The following is a 17,352-nucleotide window of genomic DNA, read 5'->3' as shown; positions in this document are numbered from 1 at the left end:
GGGCCCACGAGCCGCCCGTGGGCGTGCAATGTCACGACTCGGGCAACCCGGCTTTCCTCAACCCCTCGTCGAACCGTTCCCTGCCAGCCTGAAGCCGGGGATGCACCGGCGCGGTCCCGATTCGCCACAAGTGGATGGTCCAGTACGGCCGCAGGCGAAGTACCTGAGCGGCATGTTGCCGAGCCTCTTGTCCCCGCCCGTGCAGCGCATCGAGCGAGGCCAGCCAGAGGAACGCGGCGTATTGCGCCGGATGCGGGCCGACCGCGGCTGACTGGCGCATGCGCTCGTAGGCCGCGTCCTCGCGGCCGAGGTAGTACTCGGCGGCGCCGGCATGGAAGTGGCTATAGCCGACCAGCGAAGTCTCGAACGGGCTCAGCCGCATCGCTGCGTCGGTATGGGCCGCAACCTCCTCGGCTCGGCCGAGGCGCAGCTTCATCGCGCCGATGCGTGCATGGCTCCATGCCTCGCTGGGATTGGCGGCCACGACTTTCTGGTACACCCGCAGCGCGCCTTCCGGGTCGCCTCGCTCGCGCAGCACGTGACCCGTGAGGCATTGCGCCGGCAAATAGTCCGGAGCCGCCGCCAGCGCCCGGGCGATCGCCTGTTCGGCGAGTGCGACCGACTGGACGCCGAGGCCCAGCCCGGCTTCCATTTCGCTCAGGTACGACTGCGCCAATCCGGTCAGTGCAATGGCGGAGTCGGGCTCGATGGCCAACGCATTCTCGAAATGCGCGCGGGCCCGCAGCAGATCGGCGCGGCCGACAAAATTGCGCAAAGCGTGCTGTCCCTGGAGCGTCGCATCGATCGCGTCGAGCCGCTTGCCGCTGTGCGCTGCCGACTGGCCTGCGGCTGCCGCCGTCATCCGCACGTCGAGCACGCGCGCGATGCGAGTGCCGATGTCGCGTTGCCATGCCCAGTCAGCGAGATCGGGATATTCGAAGCGCTCGGACCATAGCACTGCACCGTTGTCGCTCGAGGCGAACTGCACGTTGATCTGCACCGCGGCACCGTCGCGCCGCACGCTGCCATTGAGCACATGGCGCACGCGGAGCTCGCGCCCGATCCTCACGATGTCGGCCTCGCGCACAGCAACCGCGGCGGCGGAAGCCCGTGCCACCACCAGCGTGTCGGGCAGCTTGGCGAGGTCGGTGATCAGATCTTCGGTGATCGCTTCGGCGAAATAGCCGCGGCCGTCGGCGCCGAGCTCGCTGAATGGCATCACCGCGATCGAGCGGCGCGCCTTGAGTGCCTGGTCGACGCCAACCGGAGGATCGGTCCGTTGCACGGCGAGCGTCAATCCGGCGAGCAGCACCGCGCCGGCAATCGCCCATCCTGCCCGGTGGCGGTCGTGCTGCGGCGAGGCGGCGTCTGCCACCGGTGGCGCCGGCGCCTCGACGGCCGTGTCGAACAGATAGCCGCGACGCGCGACGGTCCTGATCAGCTGCTGCCCCTCGTCGCCCAGCGCGGCGCGCAATTCGCGCACGCACTGCGACAGCGACTCTTCATTGACGACGACGCCGGGCCAGACCGCTGCCAGCAACTCGTCCTTGCCGACCACGCGGCCGGGATGTGCGGCCAAGTACGACAGCAGCGCAAAGGTCTTCGGACGCAAGGCCACGCGTGCGCCGCCACGGGTCAGCGCCGCCCGGCCCGCGTCCAGCGCGAACGGCCCAAACAGTGACACCGAACCGGGCTCGACGCCCACAGAGCTCGTCAACATCGCCTGCCCTCCTGCTCGGTGGGCTCTTGCGGCGAAGCTTCGACGAAGGTTCGGCCGAGTTTCGACGCGAGGCCGCAGCGGGTCGCATAGATTACTCCGGAACCCCTCACGGAGGCATCCCCATGAAATCGGAACATCGACGCAGTTCGACCGCCATGGCCTGCGCGCTGCTGTCCGCGGCGGCGCTTGGCCAGAACCTGCCCGGAGCGCCCGCGCCGGGTGATCGCGAACGCCTCCTGGCGCATTTCGAGCGCGTCGCCGAGGCCGATCTCAAGGCGCTGTATCTGCTCTGCGCCCGCGTATCAAGCCACCGCATGCTCGCTTTTGATGAAGCCGCCCATTGCTCGATCTCGGCCGACGTTCTGAAAGCGCGCAGTTTCGCCGGCGACTTTGACGCCCTGCTCGCATGGTGGCGGCTGCACCGCGATGACCGGCTCACCGATTCGAGGGATAGCTCGGTCCACCGGGATCTCTTGCCTGCCGGTCGTGAGTCGTCGTCGCCTCGCTGACCAAGGCCCGCGCGCGGCGGTCGCCAGGCAGGCGAGCTTCGTCTTCAAGGGGCCGAAGCTTTTTCATCGCTCATCAGGTGTACGCTCGGCTGGCGTTCGCTCATATTTGCCGCAAGCGTTGGGCTCGAAGGAGTTGCAAGATGAAGCAGGAACCAGTCGCGCCGTTCTCGCATGCAGTCGTGGGTCAATCCCCTCCAGACAAGCAAAGACCTCGCATCAGGCTGTCGCGCAATGGCCCCTATCTGGTCACCGTCGATGATCTGACAAACTCAAAGGGCGAGCGGCTCCAGGGGTGGAACGGCGTCGCGTTGTGTCGCTGCGGCGCGTCGCACAGGAAGCCGTTTTGTGACAGCTCCCATATTCGGATCGGGTTTTCGGACGACCCGCGCCCGGACCGCACGCCTTGCGGGGTCGTGGACGATCGGGGCGCCGCCCAACCCGGATCCAGCGACCTGACTGCTCCGAGCATTCGCATCGCACGAAACGGCCCCTATGAGGTTCAGGGCTTCGATCTCGACACCGACAACTGGAGCGAAGGCGCCTCGCGCGAGCGCTATTCCCTCTGTCGGTGCGGCGGATCGAAGAACAAGCCGTTTTGCGATGGCACGCACCGGAGCATCAACTTTCAGGACGACAACAACTGAATCACAGGACGGGCGACACGCACGCGCGCAACACGTCCTTCAGTTGCAGTCGAAAAGTACTGGATCTCCCAGCGCCCTACTCATGCGCTGAACAATGTCTTTGGCGTCTTGCAGGCTTCTATCGCTCGTGGCAATGAACACGGCAGTCGCGCCGTCGGCATTGCAAGGTCCCGCACGCGGCAATCGCACGCATCGAATGGTGCCGCGGACCGAAGCCGTCGTCCCGCCGGCACCCTCCGCATCCTTGTTGGCCTCGCGCAATCCGGCCTTCTTGACAGCCTCGAACGCCGCACCAGCACAATGCCCCATCGGGATGCGCAACTGCTTTCTGTCCAACCAAAGCGCCGGAAAGGCATTGGCGGTTTCAAACGGAACGGTCATGCCCGTGCAATGCCTGCAACGGCGAGGACGATTGCCAGCTTGCTCATCGAATTGCTCCTTCGAGGTGTTGCGTCATCGGTTTCTGCCGACCGAACAACTGTGTCCCCTTCGAGCAGGTAGCGCATCCTCAAATCCGACGAGATGCTGGAGGGTCACGGTCAACAGCCATGACTCCTCGCATCCCGTCGCGCACCCGCGAGTTCCACCCTCAGCGCAGCCTGGCCGACACGCTGCTTTCGCTGCGGCGGAAGAAGGCGGCCCAGTCGCTCTTCGCGCGCGCGGCGTCGATGTCGATCGGTTCGTCGGACTGCGTCACCAGGCGCAGCGCGTCTTCGCTCGGCAGCGCTTTCGAGGTGTAGAGAAAGCGCAGCTGGCACGCCCCCATCGTGATCGCGTCGCCGTTCTTCAGCGCATGTTCGAAGATGCGGTGCCGGTTGACGAAGGTGCCGTTGAAGCTCGCCATGTCGGTCAGCACGAAGCGGTCGCCCGTCCAGTGGATGGCGGCATGGCGGCGGCTGACGCCGATGCTGTCGATCTGCACCTCGCAAGCCTGGTCGCGGCCGATGGTCGTGATCGGCCCGGTGATGTTGAACTGCCTGACGCTGCCATGTCGGGCGAGAACGATGAGTCTGGACATTTTCTTTCTGCTCGCTGTTTGAATTGCACCTGCATGACATTTCGGCGTCCGGGTGCAATTTCTGAAGTCGCAAGCACTACAAGTGCGGTAATTTTTTGCACTTCCGTCTACTAAGGTGACTAAGGTTCGACCCAAGACTCATAGCGCTTTGGATGCTGCGGTGGTAGGGCTTTTTCTTCGGTCTTCGCAGACCGCCTCACGTCGTTCATCCAGGCCAGGAGGATCTGCGTGTACTCCTGCCGCCAAGCCTTCTTCGAGAGCGCGTGGTCGGCGCCCATCTGCACGCGGTAGGTCATCGAGCGCACGTGCTTGAAGGCGGCCAGGTAGTTCTCGATGACCGGGTGCGGCACGATGGTGTCGTGCTCGGACTCGACGACCAGCACGTCGCCGATGAAGTCCTCGCAGGCGGCCAGCGCACGGTTCTTCTCGGGCTCGATCGCGGTCTGGCGGTAGAGCGTGAGGTCGTCGCCGTTGAGGCGCCGCTTCGGGTGCTCCCAGTTCTCGTCGCGGTAGATGGCCGGCACGCGCAGCGCCAGCCATCGCACGGGGCGCAGCGAGCTCAGCACCGCCGCCAGGTAGCCGCCGTAGCTGGCACCGACGACGGCGACCGCGCTCGGGTCCACAGCCGGATGGCCCACCAGCACGTCGTAGGCGGCCAGCACGTCGCGCAGGTTGTCTTCGCGCGTGACGGCCTCGCGCTGCGCCAGGTGCCGCGCATGGCCGCGCAGGTCGAAGGTCAGGCAGATGCAGCCCAGCGCCGCAAGCTCGTGGGCGCGCGTGATGTCCTGCTGCTGGCTGCCGTCCCAGCCGTGCACCAGCAGCACGCCCGGCACCACGGTCGATGGTGCGATGAGCGTTCCGGCGATGTGCACGCCGTCGACCGGGATGTCGATGAGGGCATGACGGGTGGGCATCAGGGCTCGGCCACGGTGTACTTCGTGAGCGGGCCGGCGATTGCATCGACGCCGCTGAAATACACGGTGGCGTTCGGCGGCGGCACCACGTCCTCGCCGTAGACCTCGAAGCACGACGCATTGACCACGGCGCGCTCGGGCTGCTCTTCGAAGATTTCGAGCGCGGCGATCTCGGCGCCGCTCGCCCCGCCGACGCGCCACGACTGCTCGAGCACGCCCGAGCACCACCGGCCGGCGCTGTTGGGCCCCTGCGCCACGTCGTAGTTGATGCGCGAGGCGAAGAAGCCGGGGAACGAAGCCTCGACGGCGCGATGGAAAACACGCGCCTGCTCGACGGCCAGCCTGATCTCGGCGGGAAAGCTCAAGGCCAGCAGCGCATCGAAGCCGCCTTGCGCTACCGTGAGGTCCGAGCCGCCGTAGACCTGGTGGCCATGGCTGTCGGACGTGAGCCGCTGCCAGCCGTAGTAGCTGGCGATCATCCGGCCCACGTGCACCTGGCCGACGCTGATGGTGACCGGCTGCTGGAGGTTCTCCTCCAGCACCAGGCCATGGGCCGCGATCTCGGCGGCATCCATGTCGTCCAGGCAGCGCGCCAATGCGCGCTTGTCGCGCACGACCTGCTGGCCGCGGCCGCCGGTCGCACGCACCGGTTTGATGCGCACCGCGCCGTGCTCCAGCAGGCGCAGGCCGGCGCGATCGGCGTCGTCGCGCCGGAAGACCGAGAAGCCCTCCAGCACCGCACTGGCCACCCGACGGGCGAAACCGGGCTTCCAGCCCTCGGGCGCGGCGGCGCCGGTGTCGATCAGCGGATGGGTGATCACCTTGGTCAGCACGAAGGGATGCGGCACAACCCCGCCGAACAGGCCGTGGTGGCTGGCGATGCCCAAGGCGCCGATCAGCTCGTCGCCGACCAGCGTGTCGCTCGGGACGAAATAGACCGGCGCGGCATAGCTGCGGGACTTGTCGTACTCGCCCTGGAAGCTGGACTTCTTGAGCCGCGCGAGCCGCCATGCGATCTGCGTGCGGGTCGCGCGCTCATGCTCGCTGCAGTAGGCGTGATGGTCCGCGGTCAGCGCGACCACGGTGCCCTCCAGCCCCGGCTCGACGAGCACGGCCTGGTCGCCGGGAAGCATCTCGGAAGTGCCTGGCAGCGCGCTGATGAGCATGTCCATGGCTGGCAATGTGGGCGATTGCGCAGCGGAGATCAACCATTGCCACGATGCTCGCGACGTTTTCCTACACGCGGGGCCGGCACCGGTCCGGTGCAAGCGGAAATCGCCTGGGGCTACATGGGCTCATGTCCATGCAGAAGCAAGGAGCTGCCATGTCGAATTCGCAGAACGATCGCAAGGGCCACACCGAACACAACAAGGGCGGCCACCAGCCCGTGACGCAGAGGAACGAACCGAAGCGCACGCCCGAAAGCCGGCACGACCGCGAGAGCCAGGTCGGCGGCAGCAACCAGACACAGGTACGCAAGGGCGCGACACCCACGGGGCATTGAACGCTACAGAATCTCTTTCAGCGCCACCCGCAGCCGCGTGATCGCCTGGCTGTGGAGCTGGCACACACGCGACTGGCTCACTTCGAGGATGGCGCCAATCTCGCGCAGGTTGAGCTCTTCCTCGTAGTAGAGGTTGAGCAGCAGTTGGTCGCGCTCGGGCAGCGTTCCGATGGCATCCACCAGCTGGTGGCGAAAACCGCTCTCGAGCAGTTGCTCCAGCGGGTCGTCGCTGCCGCCGCGCTCGCTGCGCGCACCGCGCGCGTTCTGGTCGAGAAAGGGGCTGTCGCTTTCGCCCTGCGTGAAGTCCTCGACGTATAGCAGCTGGCAGCCCTGGATCTCCTGCAGCTGGGCCTGGTAGGCGTCCAGGCTCATCTTCAGTTCCTTGGCGATCTCGCCTTCGGAAGGCGCGCGGCCCAGCCGATGTTCGAGCGCCTGGATGGCCGCCTCCACCTTGCGCGCCGACTGGCGCAGCCCGCGCGAGCCCCAGTCGTTGGCGCGCAGCTCGTCGAGCATGGCGCCGCGGATGCGCTGGCTGGCAAAGGTCTCGAACTGCGCGCCGCGGTTGTCCTCATAGCGGCTCGACGCGTCCAGGAGGCCGATCATGCCGGCCTGGATCAGGTCGTCGAGCTGGACGCTGGCGGGCAGCTTGGCGATCATCTGCAGCGCCATGCGGCGCACCATCGGCTGGTGTTGCTTCAGCAGATGGGACTTCTCGATGGTTCCCTGTGCGGTGTACACGGCCGTTCTTTTCCTTCTCCAAATTGCCGCGGCCTCAGGAGGCCGCGGCGATGTTCGAGCCCAGCGTCTCGCGCGCGGGCGGCACGGCGAGGCTGGCGCCCGGGCGCCAGGGCCACTGCCCCATGTCGGCCGCGATGCGCCGGAAATCCACCGCCGCCGGGCTGGCCGGAAAGGCTTCGACCACGGTGCGGCAGAGGCGCCTGGCGTCGCGCAGGTGCGGATCGGCACGCACCCATCCGGCCGGCTGCAGCGACACGGCCAGGTAGCGGCTGCCGGTCTGGACCAGGTTGGCCATGATCTGCTGCGCCGCCTCGGGATCGGCGACGCCGTTGACCAGCAAACGCAGCTGCTTCAGCGCATGCGCGTAGTGCAGCCGCTTGATGCCCGAGTAGGTGGAGGTGATGGACGCCGCATGGGGCTGCAGCACCAGCACCAGTTCGTCGGCCATCTGCGCCAGCTCCGACAGCCGGCCCTCACCGTCGAACACGGCGTCGATCAGGATCACGTCGCCCTGCCACAGCCGGCGCGGGTCCGCGCTCGGGTCCTGCGCGCCGGGCAGTGCCGGCAGCACGCTGACGCCGCAGCTCGCGCGCGCAGCGGCGCCTTCGCAGGTCAGCCGCCGCAAGGCCACGTCGGCCAGCGTGCCGAGCGGATCGAGCGACCAAAGGGCGCAGGCGGAGTCCACCGCCATCCCGTGCTCGTCGAGCAGCAGCACGTCCTTGCCCTGCAGCACCAGGGCCGCCCCCAGGTTCATCGCCGCCGTGGTGGCGCCCAGTTCGCGCGCCATGCCGGCCACGGCGACGACGCGCGTCGGCGTGTGCGCCAGCAGGCGCCGCAGGCCGTCGGCTTGATCGGCAACCATCTTGTTGCTCACGTGCCCAGGGCTTCCAGCAGCAGGAACAGCTTGCCCACGCCGACGTAGAGCGCATTACCCGAGGGCGCGCGGTCGGGCCGTGCCGGCCGGCCGGTCAATTGGTTCAGCAGCGCGCGCGTGCGCTCGGTCCAGTCGCCGCGCGCATGCAGCAGGCGCCAGACGGTGGTCGTCACCTGGCCTGCGACGAGGAGCCGCTTCATCATGTGCGGATCGCCGAGCTCGCCCATGCCGCCGAGCAGCTGCAAACCCTGGCGGATCAGCCGGAAGCAGGGCTCGGCCTCCGCGGCCCAGGCCTGCCACTGCGCGAGTTGCCGCACCGTGACCTCGCTGCCAACGTTTGCGAGCGCATAGCTCTGCGCGAGGATCTTGCGCGTCTTCGCATCCGTCACGCGCGTCGCGACGCAGCGCAGCGGCGGCAGATCTCCGTCGCCGCGCAGCAGCACGTCGGCATGCGCCTCGGATTGCAGCGCCGCCTTGCCCTTGAAGCGCACGGGCCGCGTTTCGCCGAACACGAGCGCCAGTCGCGCCAGGGTGCCGGCCTTGCCGGAGCGCGGATCGCTCACCGCCGTGGAGCCCGGCGCGCGCGCCAGCCAGAGCTGGCCCTGCGCCATGAATTCGCTGCCGGGCAGCCGGGGCAGCACGTGCACCACCGTCTTGCCGAAATCCTGCTGGCGCAGCCACTGGGCCTGACGCATGCCGGGCTTGCGCGCGGCATCGCCGGCGCCGCCAGCGCCTCGCAATGCCGCGGTCGACAACCACTGGTTCGGCGCCGCCAGCGGCAGGCCGCTCCTGTCGGACAAGAGCAGGCTGCTCTGGCATTCGTAGGCGTCGCCGCCTTCGTTCGACTTGAGGCCGACCTGGCCGCTGAGCGCAAGCACGTGCGTGTCGCAGCCGGCGGCGATCTCGCTCTTCGCATGCGTCATGAGCGACTGCAGCACCGCCTTGTGGAGCACGTCCTCGCCGACGGCCTGGCGCCAGAGCTCGCGCGCATGTTCGAAGCCCAGCTCGGCGCCGGTGAGCGCCGTGGCGGCCGCAGCGACTTCCTGCGCATCGTGGGCCATGGCCTGGATCAGCCGCTGGTACTGCATGCGCAGACGGTCGGTCTCGGCCTGCGCCTGCTCGACTTCCGCTCCGGCGGGCTTATCCTGCAGATCGCTTTCGCCGGGCACGAAGAGCGCGCTGTGGCTCCTGGCCTGGAACACGCTGTCCACCAGCTGGGCGCGCTCGGCCGGCATCAGGTTCTCCGGCACCTTCTGGCCGCTGGAGATGTAGTGCACCGGCAGCCGATGGCGGATCACGGTGTCGATCAGCGCGCCCGGATGGGTGGCCTCGTCGACCTTGGTGAAGATGCAGCCGGCCAGCTCGTTGCCGGCGCCGCCGTGGCGGTAGGCATGCACCACTTCGTTGAGGGTGTCGCCATGGCTGGCGGCGTTGAGCAGCAGCAGCCGCTTCACCGGCCGGTGGCTGCTGCACAGCATCGCGATCTGGTCGGACACCGCGCGGTCGCGCTGGCTCATGCCGACGGTGTCGATCAGCACCATGTGCTTGTCGCGCAGGTCTTCCAGCACCAGGTGCAGATCGGCCGCGTCCTTCACCGCATAGACCGGCACATTGAGGATCTGGCCGTAGATGCGCAGCTGCTCGTAGGCGCCGATCCGGTAGCTGTCGGTGGTCACCAGCGCCAGCTTGTCGGCGCCGAAGCGCATCACGCAGCGCGCCGCGAGCTTGGCGGTGGTGGTGGTCTTGCCGACGCCGGTCGGCCCCATCAGCGCATAGACGCCGCCCTGGGCCAAGAGCGCGTCTTCGTTCTCGAGAATGGGCAGCGTGCGCATCAGCTCGGAGCGCACGAAGGCCATGCCCTGCGCGTAGCTCTGGTTCGCGGGGAGATGCTCCAGCATCGCCTTCGAAAGCCGCGCGCTGAAGCCGGCGCCGAGCAGGGTGCGCAGGAGGCGGCCGCGCATCGGATCGCGGCGCTGCTTGTCGTTCCAGACCACGCTGGCGAGCTGCTCTTCGATCATGCCGCGCATCGAATGCAATTCGCTGAGCACGCTGTCGGTGGGGGCCGCTGGCGCGGGTGCCGGCTGGGGCGCGGGGGTGGGCACAGGCGCGGCGATCGGGGCCGCGGGCTGCTCGCGCATCGCGGGCATTTCAGGCGCGGGAGGCAAGGCCGGTGCAACCGGCGCAAGCGATGCGACAGGCGCCTCGGGCGCGGCCTGCTCCAGCACCTGCTCCACTTCGTCCGGCGCCATGGCGACGATCTCGACGCCGTCGGCCAGCACGCGGTTGGTCAGCACCATCGCCTCGCTGCCCAGGGCTTCGCGCGCCAGTCGCAGCGCTTCGCGGCTGGTGGTGGCAATGAACTTACGTGCGGTGGTCCGCACATCCGTGATGATGTTCAAACTCTTCCTCCAATGGTGGCGGTGATCTTGATGTGGCGGGAATCAGGAATCTCGGCGTGCGAGAGAACCTTGAGCTGCGGCAGGCTGCGCCGCAGGAAGCGCGAGAGCAGCACGCGCAATGCGTGCTGCACGACCAGTACCGGCGCCAGGCCCATCTGCTCCTGGCGCGCGATGGCGGCCTGGGCCTGCGTCAGCAGGCTGTCGGCCAGGCCCGGCTCGATGCCGCTGTTGCTGGTGAGGGCCTGCTGCAGCACGCCGTCGAGCGTGCCGTCGAGGCCGATCACCTGCATCTCCGTGTCGCCCGGGAACAGCTGCTGCACGATCGCGCGGCCCAGGGCCAGGCGCGTCAGCGTGGTCAGCTCGGTCGCGTCCTTGATGGTCGGCGCATGCTCGGCCATCACGTCGAGGATGGTGCGCATATCGCGGATCGGCACCTCTTCCTCCAGCAGGTTCTGCAGCACCTTGTGCAGCGTGCTCAGCGTCAGCACCTTGGGCACCAGGTCCTCGGTCAGTTTCGGCGCGGTCTTGCCGACCTGGTCGAGCAGCTGCTGCACTTCCTGGCGGCCCAGCAGCTCGGCGGCGTGGGTCTGGATCAGGTGGTTGAGATGGGTGGCCATCACCGTGCAGGCATCGACCACCGTGTAGCCGAAGACCTGCGCCTGCTGGCGCTGGCTGGCGTCGATCCAGACCGCGGGCAGGCCGAAGGCCGGGTCCTGCGTCGGCGTGCCTGGCAGCGTGCCCGTCACCTGCCCCGGGTTGATCGCCATCCACTGGTTGGGGAAGGCGTCGCCGCGGCCGATCTCGACGCCCTTGAGGCTGATGATGTAGGTGTTGGGCTGGATCTCGAGGTTGTCGCGGATGTGCACCACCGGCACCAGGAAGCCGAGCTCCTGCGCGATCTTCTTGCGGATGCTCTTGATACGGCCCAAGAGCTCGCCGTTCTGCGACTGGTCCACCAGCGGAATCAGGCGGTAGCCCACTTCCATGCCCAGCGGGTCGACCAGCGCCACGTCGTCCCAGGTCGCTTCGGCCGATTCGGCCGCCGGCATCGCCGTCGCCTGCGCCGCCGCGGCGGCCTGTTCGGCGGCCTTCTGCGGTGCGCGCAGCAGCAGGCGCCGGCCGAGCCAGACCAGGCCGCCCGCGATCAGCAGGAAGGCCACGTTCGGCATGCCGGGGATCATCCCCATCAGGCCGATGATGGCCGCCGTCAGGAACAGCACCTGCGGGTTCGAGAACAGCTGGCCGGTCAGCTGGCGGCCGACGTCTTCCTCGGTGGTCACGCGCGAGACGATCACGCCGGCTGCGGTCGAGATCACGAGCGCCGGGATCTGCGCCACCAGGCCGTCACCGATGGCCAGCAGCGTGTAGGTCTTGCCGGCGGTGGAGAAGTCCAGCCCGTGCTGCACCATGCCGACCACCAGGCCGCCGATGATGTTGATGACCATGATGAGCAGGCCGGCCACGGCGTCGCCGCGCACGAACTTGCTGGCGCCGTCCATCGAGCCGTAGAAGTCGGCTTCCTGCGCCACCTCGGTACGGCGCTTGCGCGCCACGTCCTCGCCGATCAGCCCGGCGTTGAGATCGGCGTCGATCGCCATCTGCTTGCCGGGCATGGCGTCGAGCATGAAGCGCGCGCCGACCTCGGCGATGCGGCCCGCGCCCTTGGTGATGACCATGAAGTTGATCAGCACCAGGATGATGAACACCATCACGCCGACCGCGAAGTTGCCGCCGACCAGGAAGTGGCCGAAGGCCTCGATCACCTTGCCCGCCGCATCGGTCCCGGTGTGGCCCTGCATCAGCACCACACGCGTCGAGGCCACGTTGAGCGACAGGCGCAGCAGCGTGGAGAACAGCAGCACCGCCGGGAAGGCCGCGAAGTCCAGCGCCTTCATGGTGTACATGCTCACCAGCAGCACCATCACCGACATCGCGATGTTGAAGGTGAACAGCAGGTCCAGTAGGAAGGGCGGCAGCGGCAGCACCATCATGCTCAAAATCATGATGATGAGGATCGGGCCGGCCAGTCCCTTGAACTGGCTGCCGGAAAAGAGCTGCGCCGGTTGACGCATCAGGCTTGCGAGGGCGTTCATGCAGCTTTCACGTTGTATGCGAGGGCCTCGGGAACCGGCAGGTCGGCCGGCGTGCGCGGCGCTTCGCCGCCTTCGCTTTGCCAGCGCTTCAGCTGGTAGACCCAGGCCAGCACCTCGGCCACGGCGGTGTAGAGGCCGGTGGGAATCTCGTCCCCCAGCCTGGTGTGCTTGTAGAGCGCGCGCGTGAGCGGCGGCGCCTCGAGGATCGCGACCTTGTTCTCGCGCGCGATCTCGCGGATGCGCTCGGCCACGGCGTCCACGCCCTTGGCCACCACGCGCGGCGCGCGCATGTCGTTGTCGACGTACTTGAGCGCGACGGCGAAGTGCGTCGGGTTGGTGACCACGATGTCGGCCTTGGGCACCTCGGACATCATGCGGCGGCGCGCCATCTGCTGCTGCTGCCGGCGGATCTGCGCCTTGATGTGCGGATCGCCTTCGCTTTCCTTGTGCTCCTGGCGCAGGTCCTCGCGCGACATGCGCAGCTTGCGGTAGTAGCTCCAGAGCTGGAAGGGCACGTCGACCAGCGCGATGAGCAGCAGCGCGGCCGTGATCAACGCGCAGTTGCGCCCCACCAGCCGAATCGTCTGCGGCAGCGCGGCGCGTTCCGACTGCGCCATCAGCGCCGTGACCTCGTCCATGTTGTCCATGATCACCAGCCAGGCGACGCCGCCGATCAGGAGCGACTTGGCCAGCGCCTTAAGGAGCTCGGCCAGCGACTGCGCGGAGAACAGGCGCTTCACGCCGGCGATCGGATCGAGCTTGTCGAACTTGGGGCCGATGGCCTTGGCAGAGAACAGCCAGCCGCCGAGCATCAGCGGCGCGACCAGCGCGGCGAGCACGATCATGCCGGCGAGCGGCGCCAGCGCGATCAGCGACTGCATCGCCATCAGCCCGGTCTGGGCCAGCATGTAGGAGGGATCGAAGGCGGCCGTGCGATCGAAGTGCAGGCCGTGGCGCAGCGCGCCGCGCATGGTGTTGCCGACCGATTCCGCCGTGAGCCACAGGCCGGCGACGGCGGTGGCGAGCAGAACGAAAGTGACCAGTTCGCGCGAACGGGCCACATTGCCTTCTTCGCGCGCCTTCTCCAGGCGCCGCGGCGAGGCAGGTTCCGTTTTCTCGAGATCGCTTTCTTCAGCCATTCATGCTCCGAAAGAGCATCGGCGAAGACCTCAGCTCATGGCTGAATTATTGGATTCGGTGCCTTGGAACAATCGTTCGATCAAGGCCCGGATTGCCCTCCAACTCGGGCCTTAGAACCCCAGGCTTTCCAGCAAATCGTCGACTTGTGCCTGGTCGGTCACCGCCTCGGGATTGGCGGTGTTGATCTGCGGGCCGTTGAGCAGGTTGTTCTGCGCGCTCGGTGCCGGCTCGTGGCGCTTCTCCATCGGCGTGTTGTCGATCAGCACCTGCAACAGCTGCGTCTCGACGTCGTTGACCACTTCCATCATCTTCTTGATGACCTGGCCGGTCAGGTCCTGGAAATCCTGCGCCATCATGATTTCCATCAACTGCGTGTTGATGGCGCTCGCCTGCTGCGGCACGTGCTGCAGATAGCCGCGCGTGTCCATCACGAGCTCGCGCGCATGGTCCAGTTCGATCGGGTTCTCGAACCACTGGTCCCAACGCTTCGTGAGGCCCTTGGCCCGGTCGGCCAGTTCCTCCTGCAGCGGCTGCGCGAGCTCGATCGCGTTGAGCGCCCGGTGCGCCGCCCGCTCGGTCATGCTGGCGACGTAGTTGAGGCGGTCGCGCGCGTCGGGAATGGCTTGCGCGGCGCGGGCGACCTGCTTGTCCAGGCCCAGCTCGCGCAGGCCCTCGCGCAGCTGTCGCGTCAATTGCCCGATGCGTCCCAGCAGTTCCTCGTGAGTGTTGGTCTGCCCTCCGGCATCGGGCACGTTGTGCGTCATGTCATGCCCCTTCTTTCTGGAGCTTCTCGAAAATCTTGACGATCTTTTCCTCCAGCGTCGCGGCCGTGAAGGGCTTGACCACGTAGCCGTTGGCGCCGGCCTGTGCGGCGGCGATGATGTTTTCCTTCTTGGCTTCGGCGGTGACCATCAGCACCGGGAGCTTGGCCAGTTCCGGGTCGGCTCGGATGGTCTGCAGCATGGTCAGGCCGTCCATGTTGGGCATGTTCCAGTCCGAGACCACGAAGCCGAAGTTGCCGCCGCGCAGCTTCTCGATGCCGGCCGCGCCGTCCTCGGCCTCGTCGACGTTGAGGAACTCCAGCTCCTTCAACAGATTGCGCACGATGCGGCGCATGGTCGGGAAGTCGTCCACGACCAAAATTTTGATGCTCTTATCGATCACGATTTCTCCACTGACAGTTCAAAAAGGTTCAAACCCGGTTCGCGCGCTCGCCGAAGGTGCGCAGGTGCGCCAGCACGCGGCGGCTGATCTCGTTCAACGGCGACACCTCGTCCACCGCGCCCAGCGCGACCGCCTCGCGCGGCATGCCGTAGACCACGCAGCTCGCCTCGTCCTGCGCCAGGGTGTGGGCGCCGGCCCGCTTCATGCGCAACAGGCCTTCGGCGCCGTCCTTGCCCATGCCGGTGAGGATCATTCCGATCGCGTTCTTGCCGGCGTGCCTGGCCGCCGAATCGAACAGCACGTCGATCGAAGGCCGATGCCGGTTCACCGGCGGCTCCTGGTCCAGATGCGCGACGTAGTTGGCACCGCTGCGGGCGAGCGACAGGTGGTAGCCGCCGGGCGCTATGTAGGCATAGCCCGGCAGCACGCGCTCGCCGTGCTCGGCCTCCTTCACGTGGATGCGGCACAGGCCGTCCAGCCGCTGGGCGAAGGAGCGCGTGAAGCCGGGCGGCATGTGCTGGGCGATCAGCACCGCCGGCGCGTCGGGCGGCAGCGGCTGCAGCACCTCGCGGATCGCTTCAGTCCCGCCGGTCGAGGCGCCGATGATGATGAGCTTCTCGGTGGAGAGCAGCGGGCTGCGCAGCAGCGGCTCCTGCGCATGATCCGCCGCGGGCCGCTGCGCGCTCGCATGCCGGCTCGGCAGCAGACGCGCGCTGGCGGCGACGCGGATCTTGCCGGCGATGAGCTCGGTGTAGTTGAGCAGGCCGTCGCGCACGCCGAGCCGCGGCTTGGTGACGAAATCGATCGCGCCGAGCTCCAGCGCGCGCAGCGCGATCTCGGAGCCGCGCTCGGTCAGCGAGGACACCATGACCACCGGCATGGGCCGCAGGCGCATGAGCTTCTCGAGGAACTCCAGCCCGTCCATGCGCGGCATCTCGACGTCGAGCGTGAGCACGTCGGGGTTGGTCTGCTTGATGAGGTCGCGCGCCACCAGAGGGTCCGCCGCCGTGCCGACCACGCTCATGTCGCTCTGGCTGTTGATGATCTCGGTCATCACGCTGCGGATCAGCGCCGAATCGTCGACGCAGAGCACCTTGATCTTGTTGCCGCTCATGCCACCCAACTCCCTTTGTCATTGGCGACGGAGAGCCGGCGCAGCAGCTCGCCCTCCTCGCGCTGAATCGACTGCACGTCGATCCGCGTGCGCAGCTTGCGCACCACGGCCTTGCCGCTGCGCGGCAGCAGGCACACGCGGCGCGCATGCTGGCCGCGCAGGTCCTGCGCCGCGACGGCGATGCGCTCGGCCTTCAGGTAGCTCAACACGAAGTCGGCATTGCGGTCGCCGATGTTGAGCGTGGTCATGTTGGCGAGCACCGCGGCGCCGCCGAAGACCTTGGCCTGCAGCCGATCGCGGCGCGCGCCGGCGCGCAGCATCTCGCCGATCAGCACCTCCATCGCATAGGCGCCGTAGCGCATCGACTCGACCTGGCCGCGCGTTCCGGGCTCGCCGTCTTCCGGCAGCATGAAGTGGTTCATGCCCGCGACGCCGGCGTCCAGGTCCACGATGCAGGCCGCCACGCAGGAGCCCAGCACCGTGGTCAGCGCGATGTCGGTGGTGGTGACGTAGTACTCGGAAGGCAGCAGCTTGACCGCCATGCAGTCGAGGTCGCGATCGAAGTAGTGATGGCTGGCCACCGAGCCCGGGACCGCTGCGCTCATGACTTGCCCTTGCTGAGCTCGTACACGGTCTGACCCACGGCCTTGAAGCTCGGGCTGACCAGCGAGGCGTTCTCCGAATGGCCGGCGAACAGCAGGCCCTCGGGCTTGAGCAGCGGCGCGAAGCGGTCGAGCACCTTCTTCTGCGTCGGCTTGTCGAAATAGATCATCACGTTGCGGCAGAAGATCGCGTCCACCGGCTCCTTCACAGGCCAGGTCGGATCGAGCAGGTTGAGCCGCCCGAACTTGACCATTGCTGCGACTTCGGGACGCACGCGCACCTTGCCGGCGTTGCTGCCGGTGCCCTTGCTGAAGAAGCGCCGCAGCCGCTCGGTGGACAGCCGGTTGACCTGCTCCAGCGTGAAGACGCCGGCCGAAGCCTTGGCCAGCACCGCGGTGTCGATGTCGGTGGCGATCACGCGGGCCGTGCTCGCGCGCTCGCCGAGCGCCTCGATCAGGGTGATGGCGATCGAATAGGGTTCCTCGCCGGTGGATGCGGCCGCGCACCAGATCGTGACCGGCTGCTTGCTCTTGCGCACGTGCGCGGCGAGCACCGGGAAATGGTGCGCCTCACGAAAGAAGGACGTGAGGTTGGTGGTCAGCGAGTTGATGAAGGCTTGCCACTCCTCGCCGTCGCGGCTGGCTTCGAGCAGCTCCAGGTAGGTCGAGAACTCGGGCAGGCGCAGCTCGCGCAGGCGGCGCGAAAGCCGGCTGTAGACCATCTGGCGCTTCTGCTCGCCCAGGGCGATGCCGGCGCGGTGATGGATCAGCGTCCGGATCCTGGAAAAGTCGCTATCGGTAAAGAGGAATTCGGAGTTCACAGTCAGCGCCGGTACATGACTTTCAATGTACACAGCACTCACCTTTTCCTATGGCCCGATCAAGGGTGCAAAAGTCCTGCATCTCGGGCCACGCCTTC

At 67.5% G+C, this 17,352-nt stretch carries 18 protein-coding genes; 3 read left to right on the top strand and 15 right to left on the bottom strand.

Translation table 11 applies throughout. The annotated features are described in order from the left end of the window. Positions 1–31: 31 nt before the first annotated feature. On the bottom strand, positions 32–1,705 hold the full coding sequence (locus tag BLS74_RS00400) for a winged helix-turn-helix domain-containing protein (protein ID WP_170855457.1): 1,674 nt from the start codon (positions 1,703–1,705) through the stop codon (positions 32–34). Between the two features lie 137 nt (positions 1,706–1,842). Here BLS74_RS00400 and BLS74_RS00395 point away from each other — a divergent pair, with 137 nt between their 5' ends. Together BLS74_RS00395 and BLS74_RS00390 are read left to right on the top strand one after the other, a co-directional pair. Further along, positions 1,843–2,229 carry a hypothetical protein gene (locus BLS74_RS00395; RefSeq protein ID WP_139191604.1) on the top strand — a complete coding sequence of 129 codons (387 nt, stop codon included), beginning with the start codon at positions 1,843–1,845 and terminating at the stop codon, positions 2,227–2,229. A gap of 140 nt (positions 2,230–2,369) precedes the next feature. Further along, complete coding sequence (locus BLS74_RS00390; RefSeq protein WP_093102063.1) at positions 2,370–2,873, top strand: CDGSH iron-sulfur domain-containing protein; 504 nt, start codon at positions 2,370–2,372, stop codon at positions 2,871–2,873. A 39-nt stretch (positions 2,874–2,912) separates the two neighbouring features. On the opposite strand, the gene BLS74_RS00385 is transcribed toward BLS74_RS00390, so the two are convergent. The 4 genes from BLS74_RS00385 to BLS74_RS00370 form a co-directional block, all read right to left on the bottom strand. After that, on the bottom strand, positions 2,913–3,254 hold the full coding sequence (locus tag BLS74_RS00385) for a hypothetical protein (RefSeq protein WP_093102061.1): 342 nt from the start codon (positions 3,252–3,254) through the stop codon (positions 2,913–2,915). 208 nt (positions 3,255–3,462) lie between these two features. Then, complete coding sequence (locus BLS74_RS00380; RefSeq protein ID WP_093102060.1) at positions 3,463–3,891, bottom strand: FHA domain-containing protein; 429 nt, start codon at positions 3,889–3,891, stop codon at positions 3,463–3,465. Positions 3,892–4,010: 119 nt separating this feature from the next. Continuing rightward, complete coding sequence (locus tag BLS74_RS00375) at positions 4,011–4,805, bottom strand: alpha/beta hydrolase family protein (protein ID WP_170855456.1); 795 nt, start codon at positions 4,803–4,805, stop codon at positions 4,011–4,013. Beyond that, a complete protein-coding gene (locus tag BLS74_RS00370; RefSeq protein WP_093102058.1) occupies positions 4,805–5,977 on the bottom strand; it encodes a DUF3182 family protein in 1,173 nt (390 codons plus the stop codon). The genes BLS74_RS00375 and BLS74_RS00370 overlap by 1 nt, the downstream gene beginning before the upstream one ends. 152 nt (positions 5,978–6,129) lie before the next feature. On the opposite strand from BLS74_RS00370, the gene BLS74_RS00365 reads away from it, so the two are divergent. Beyond that, positions 6,130–6,309: a hypothetical protein gene (locus BLS74_RS00365; RefSeq protein WP_093102057.1), complete on the top strand. Its 180-nt coding sequence runs from the start codon at positions 6,130–6,132 to the stop codon at positions 6,307–6,309. 3 nt (positions 6,310–6,312) lie between these two features. Here the strand turns inward: BLS74_RS00365 and BLS74_RS00360 are convergent, their stop codons facing one another. The 10 genes from BLS74_RS00360 to BLS74_RS00315 form a co-directional block, all read right to left on the bottom strand. Then, the gene (locus BLS74_RS00360; RefSeq protein ID WP_093102055.1) at positions 6,313–7,047 is read right to left on the bottom strand and encodes an RNA polymerase sigma factor FliA; all 735 of its coding nucleotides are present in this window, start codon (positions 7,045–7,047) and stop codon (positions 6,313–6,315) included. 34 nt (positions 7,048–7,081) lie between these two features. Next, the gene (locus BLS74_RS00355; RefSeq protein WP_244503694.1) at positions 7,082–7,921 is read right to left on the bottom strand and encodes a MinD/ParA family ATP-binding protein; all 840 of its coding nucleotides are present in this window, start codon (positions 7,919–7,921) and stop codon (positions 7,082–7,084) included. Next, complete coding sequence (flhF, locus tag BLS74_RS00350) at positions 7,918–10,320, bottom strand: flagellar biosynthesis GTPase FlhF (protein ID WP_093102054.1); 2,403 nt, start codon at positions 10,318–10,320, stop codon at positions 7,918–7,920. Before flhF ends, BLS74_RS00355 begins: the two co-directional genes overlap by 4 nt. Next, a complete protein-coding gene (flhA, locus tag BLS74_RS00345) occupies positions 10,317–12,413 on the bottom strand; it encodes a flagellar biosynthesis protein FlhA (RefSeq protein WP_093102052.1) in 2,097 nt (698 codons plus the stop codon). The genes flhF and flhA overlap by 4 nt, the downstream gene beginning before the upstream one ends. After that, positions 12,410–13,552, bottom strand: coding sequence for a flagellar biosynthesis protein FlhB (gene flhB, locus BLS74_RS00340; protein ID WP_093102050.1), 1,143 nt, complete (start codon positions 13,550–13,552; stop codon positions 12,410–12,412). Before flhB ends, flhA begins: the two co-directional genes overlap by 4 nt. Before the next feature lie 111 nt (positions 13,553–13,663). Further along, positions 13,664–14,317, bottom strand: a complete 654-nt coding sequence (cheZ, locus tag BLS74_RS00335; RefSeq protein ID WP_093102048.1) for a protein phosphatase CheZ — start codon at positions 14,315–14,317, stop codon at positions 13,664–13,666. Between the two features lies 1 nt (position 14,318). Next, positions 14,319–14,714, bottom strand: coding sequence for a chemotaxis response regulator CheY (gene cheY, locus BLS74_RS00330; RefSeq protein ID WP_170855469.1), 396 nt, complete (start codon positions 14,712–14,714; stop codon positions 14,319–14,321). 31 nt (positions 14,715–14,745) lie between these two features. Then, positions 14,746–15,831, bottom strand: a complete 1,086-nt coding sequence (locus BLS74_RS00325; protein WP_093102044.1) for a protein-glutamate methylesterase/protein-glutamine glutaminase — start codon at positions 15,829–15,831, stop codon at positions 14,746–14,748. Then, positions 15,828–16,436: a chemoreceptor glutamine deamidase CheD gene (cheD, locus tag BLS74_RS00320; protein ID WP_093102042.1), complete on the bottom strand. Its 609-nt coding sequence runs from the start codon at positions 16,434–16,436 to the stop codon at positions 15,828–15,830. Before cheD ends, BLS74_RS00325 begins: the two co-directional genes overlap by 4 nt. Next, entirely contained in the window at positions 16,433–17,254 is an 822-nt protein-coding gene (locus tag BLS74_RS00315) for a CheR family methyltransferase (RefSeq protein WP_093102041.1), read from the bottom strand. The genes cheD and BLS74_RS00315 overlap by 4 nt, the downstream gene beginning before the upstream one ends. Positions 17,255–17,352 lie beyond the last annotated feature (98 nt).

Source organism: Variovorax sp. CF079 (assembly GCF_900101545.1).
GTDB lineage: Bacteria > Pseudomonadota > Gammaproteobacteria > Burkholderiales > Burkholderiaceae_C > Variovorax.
Note: the sequence above shows the minus strand (reverse complement) of the source record. Positions and strands in the feature narration are given on the sequence as shown.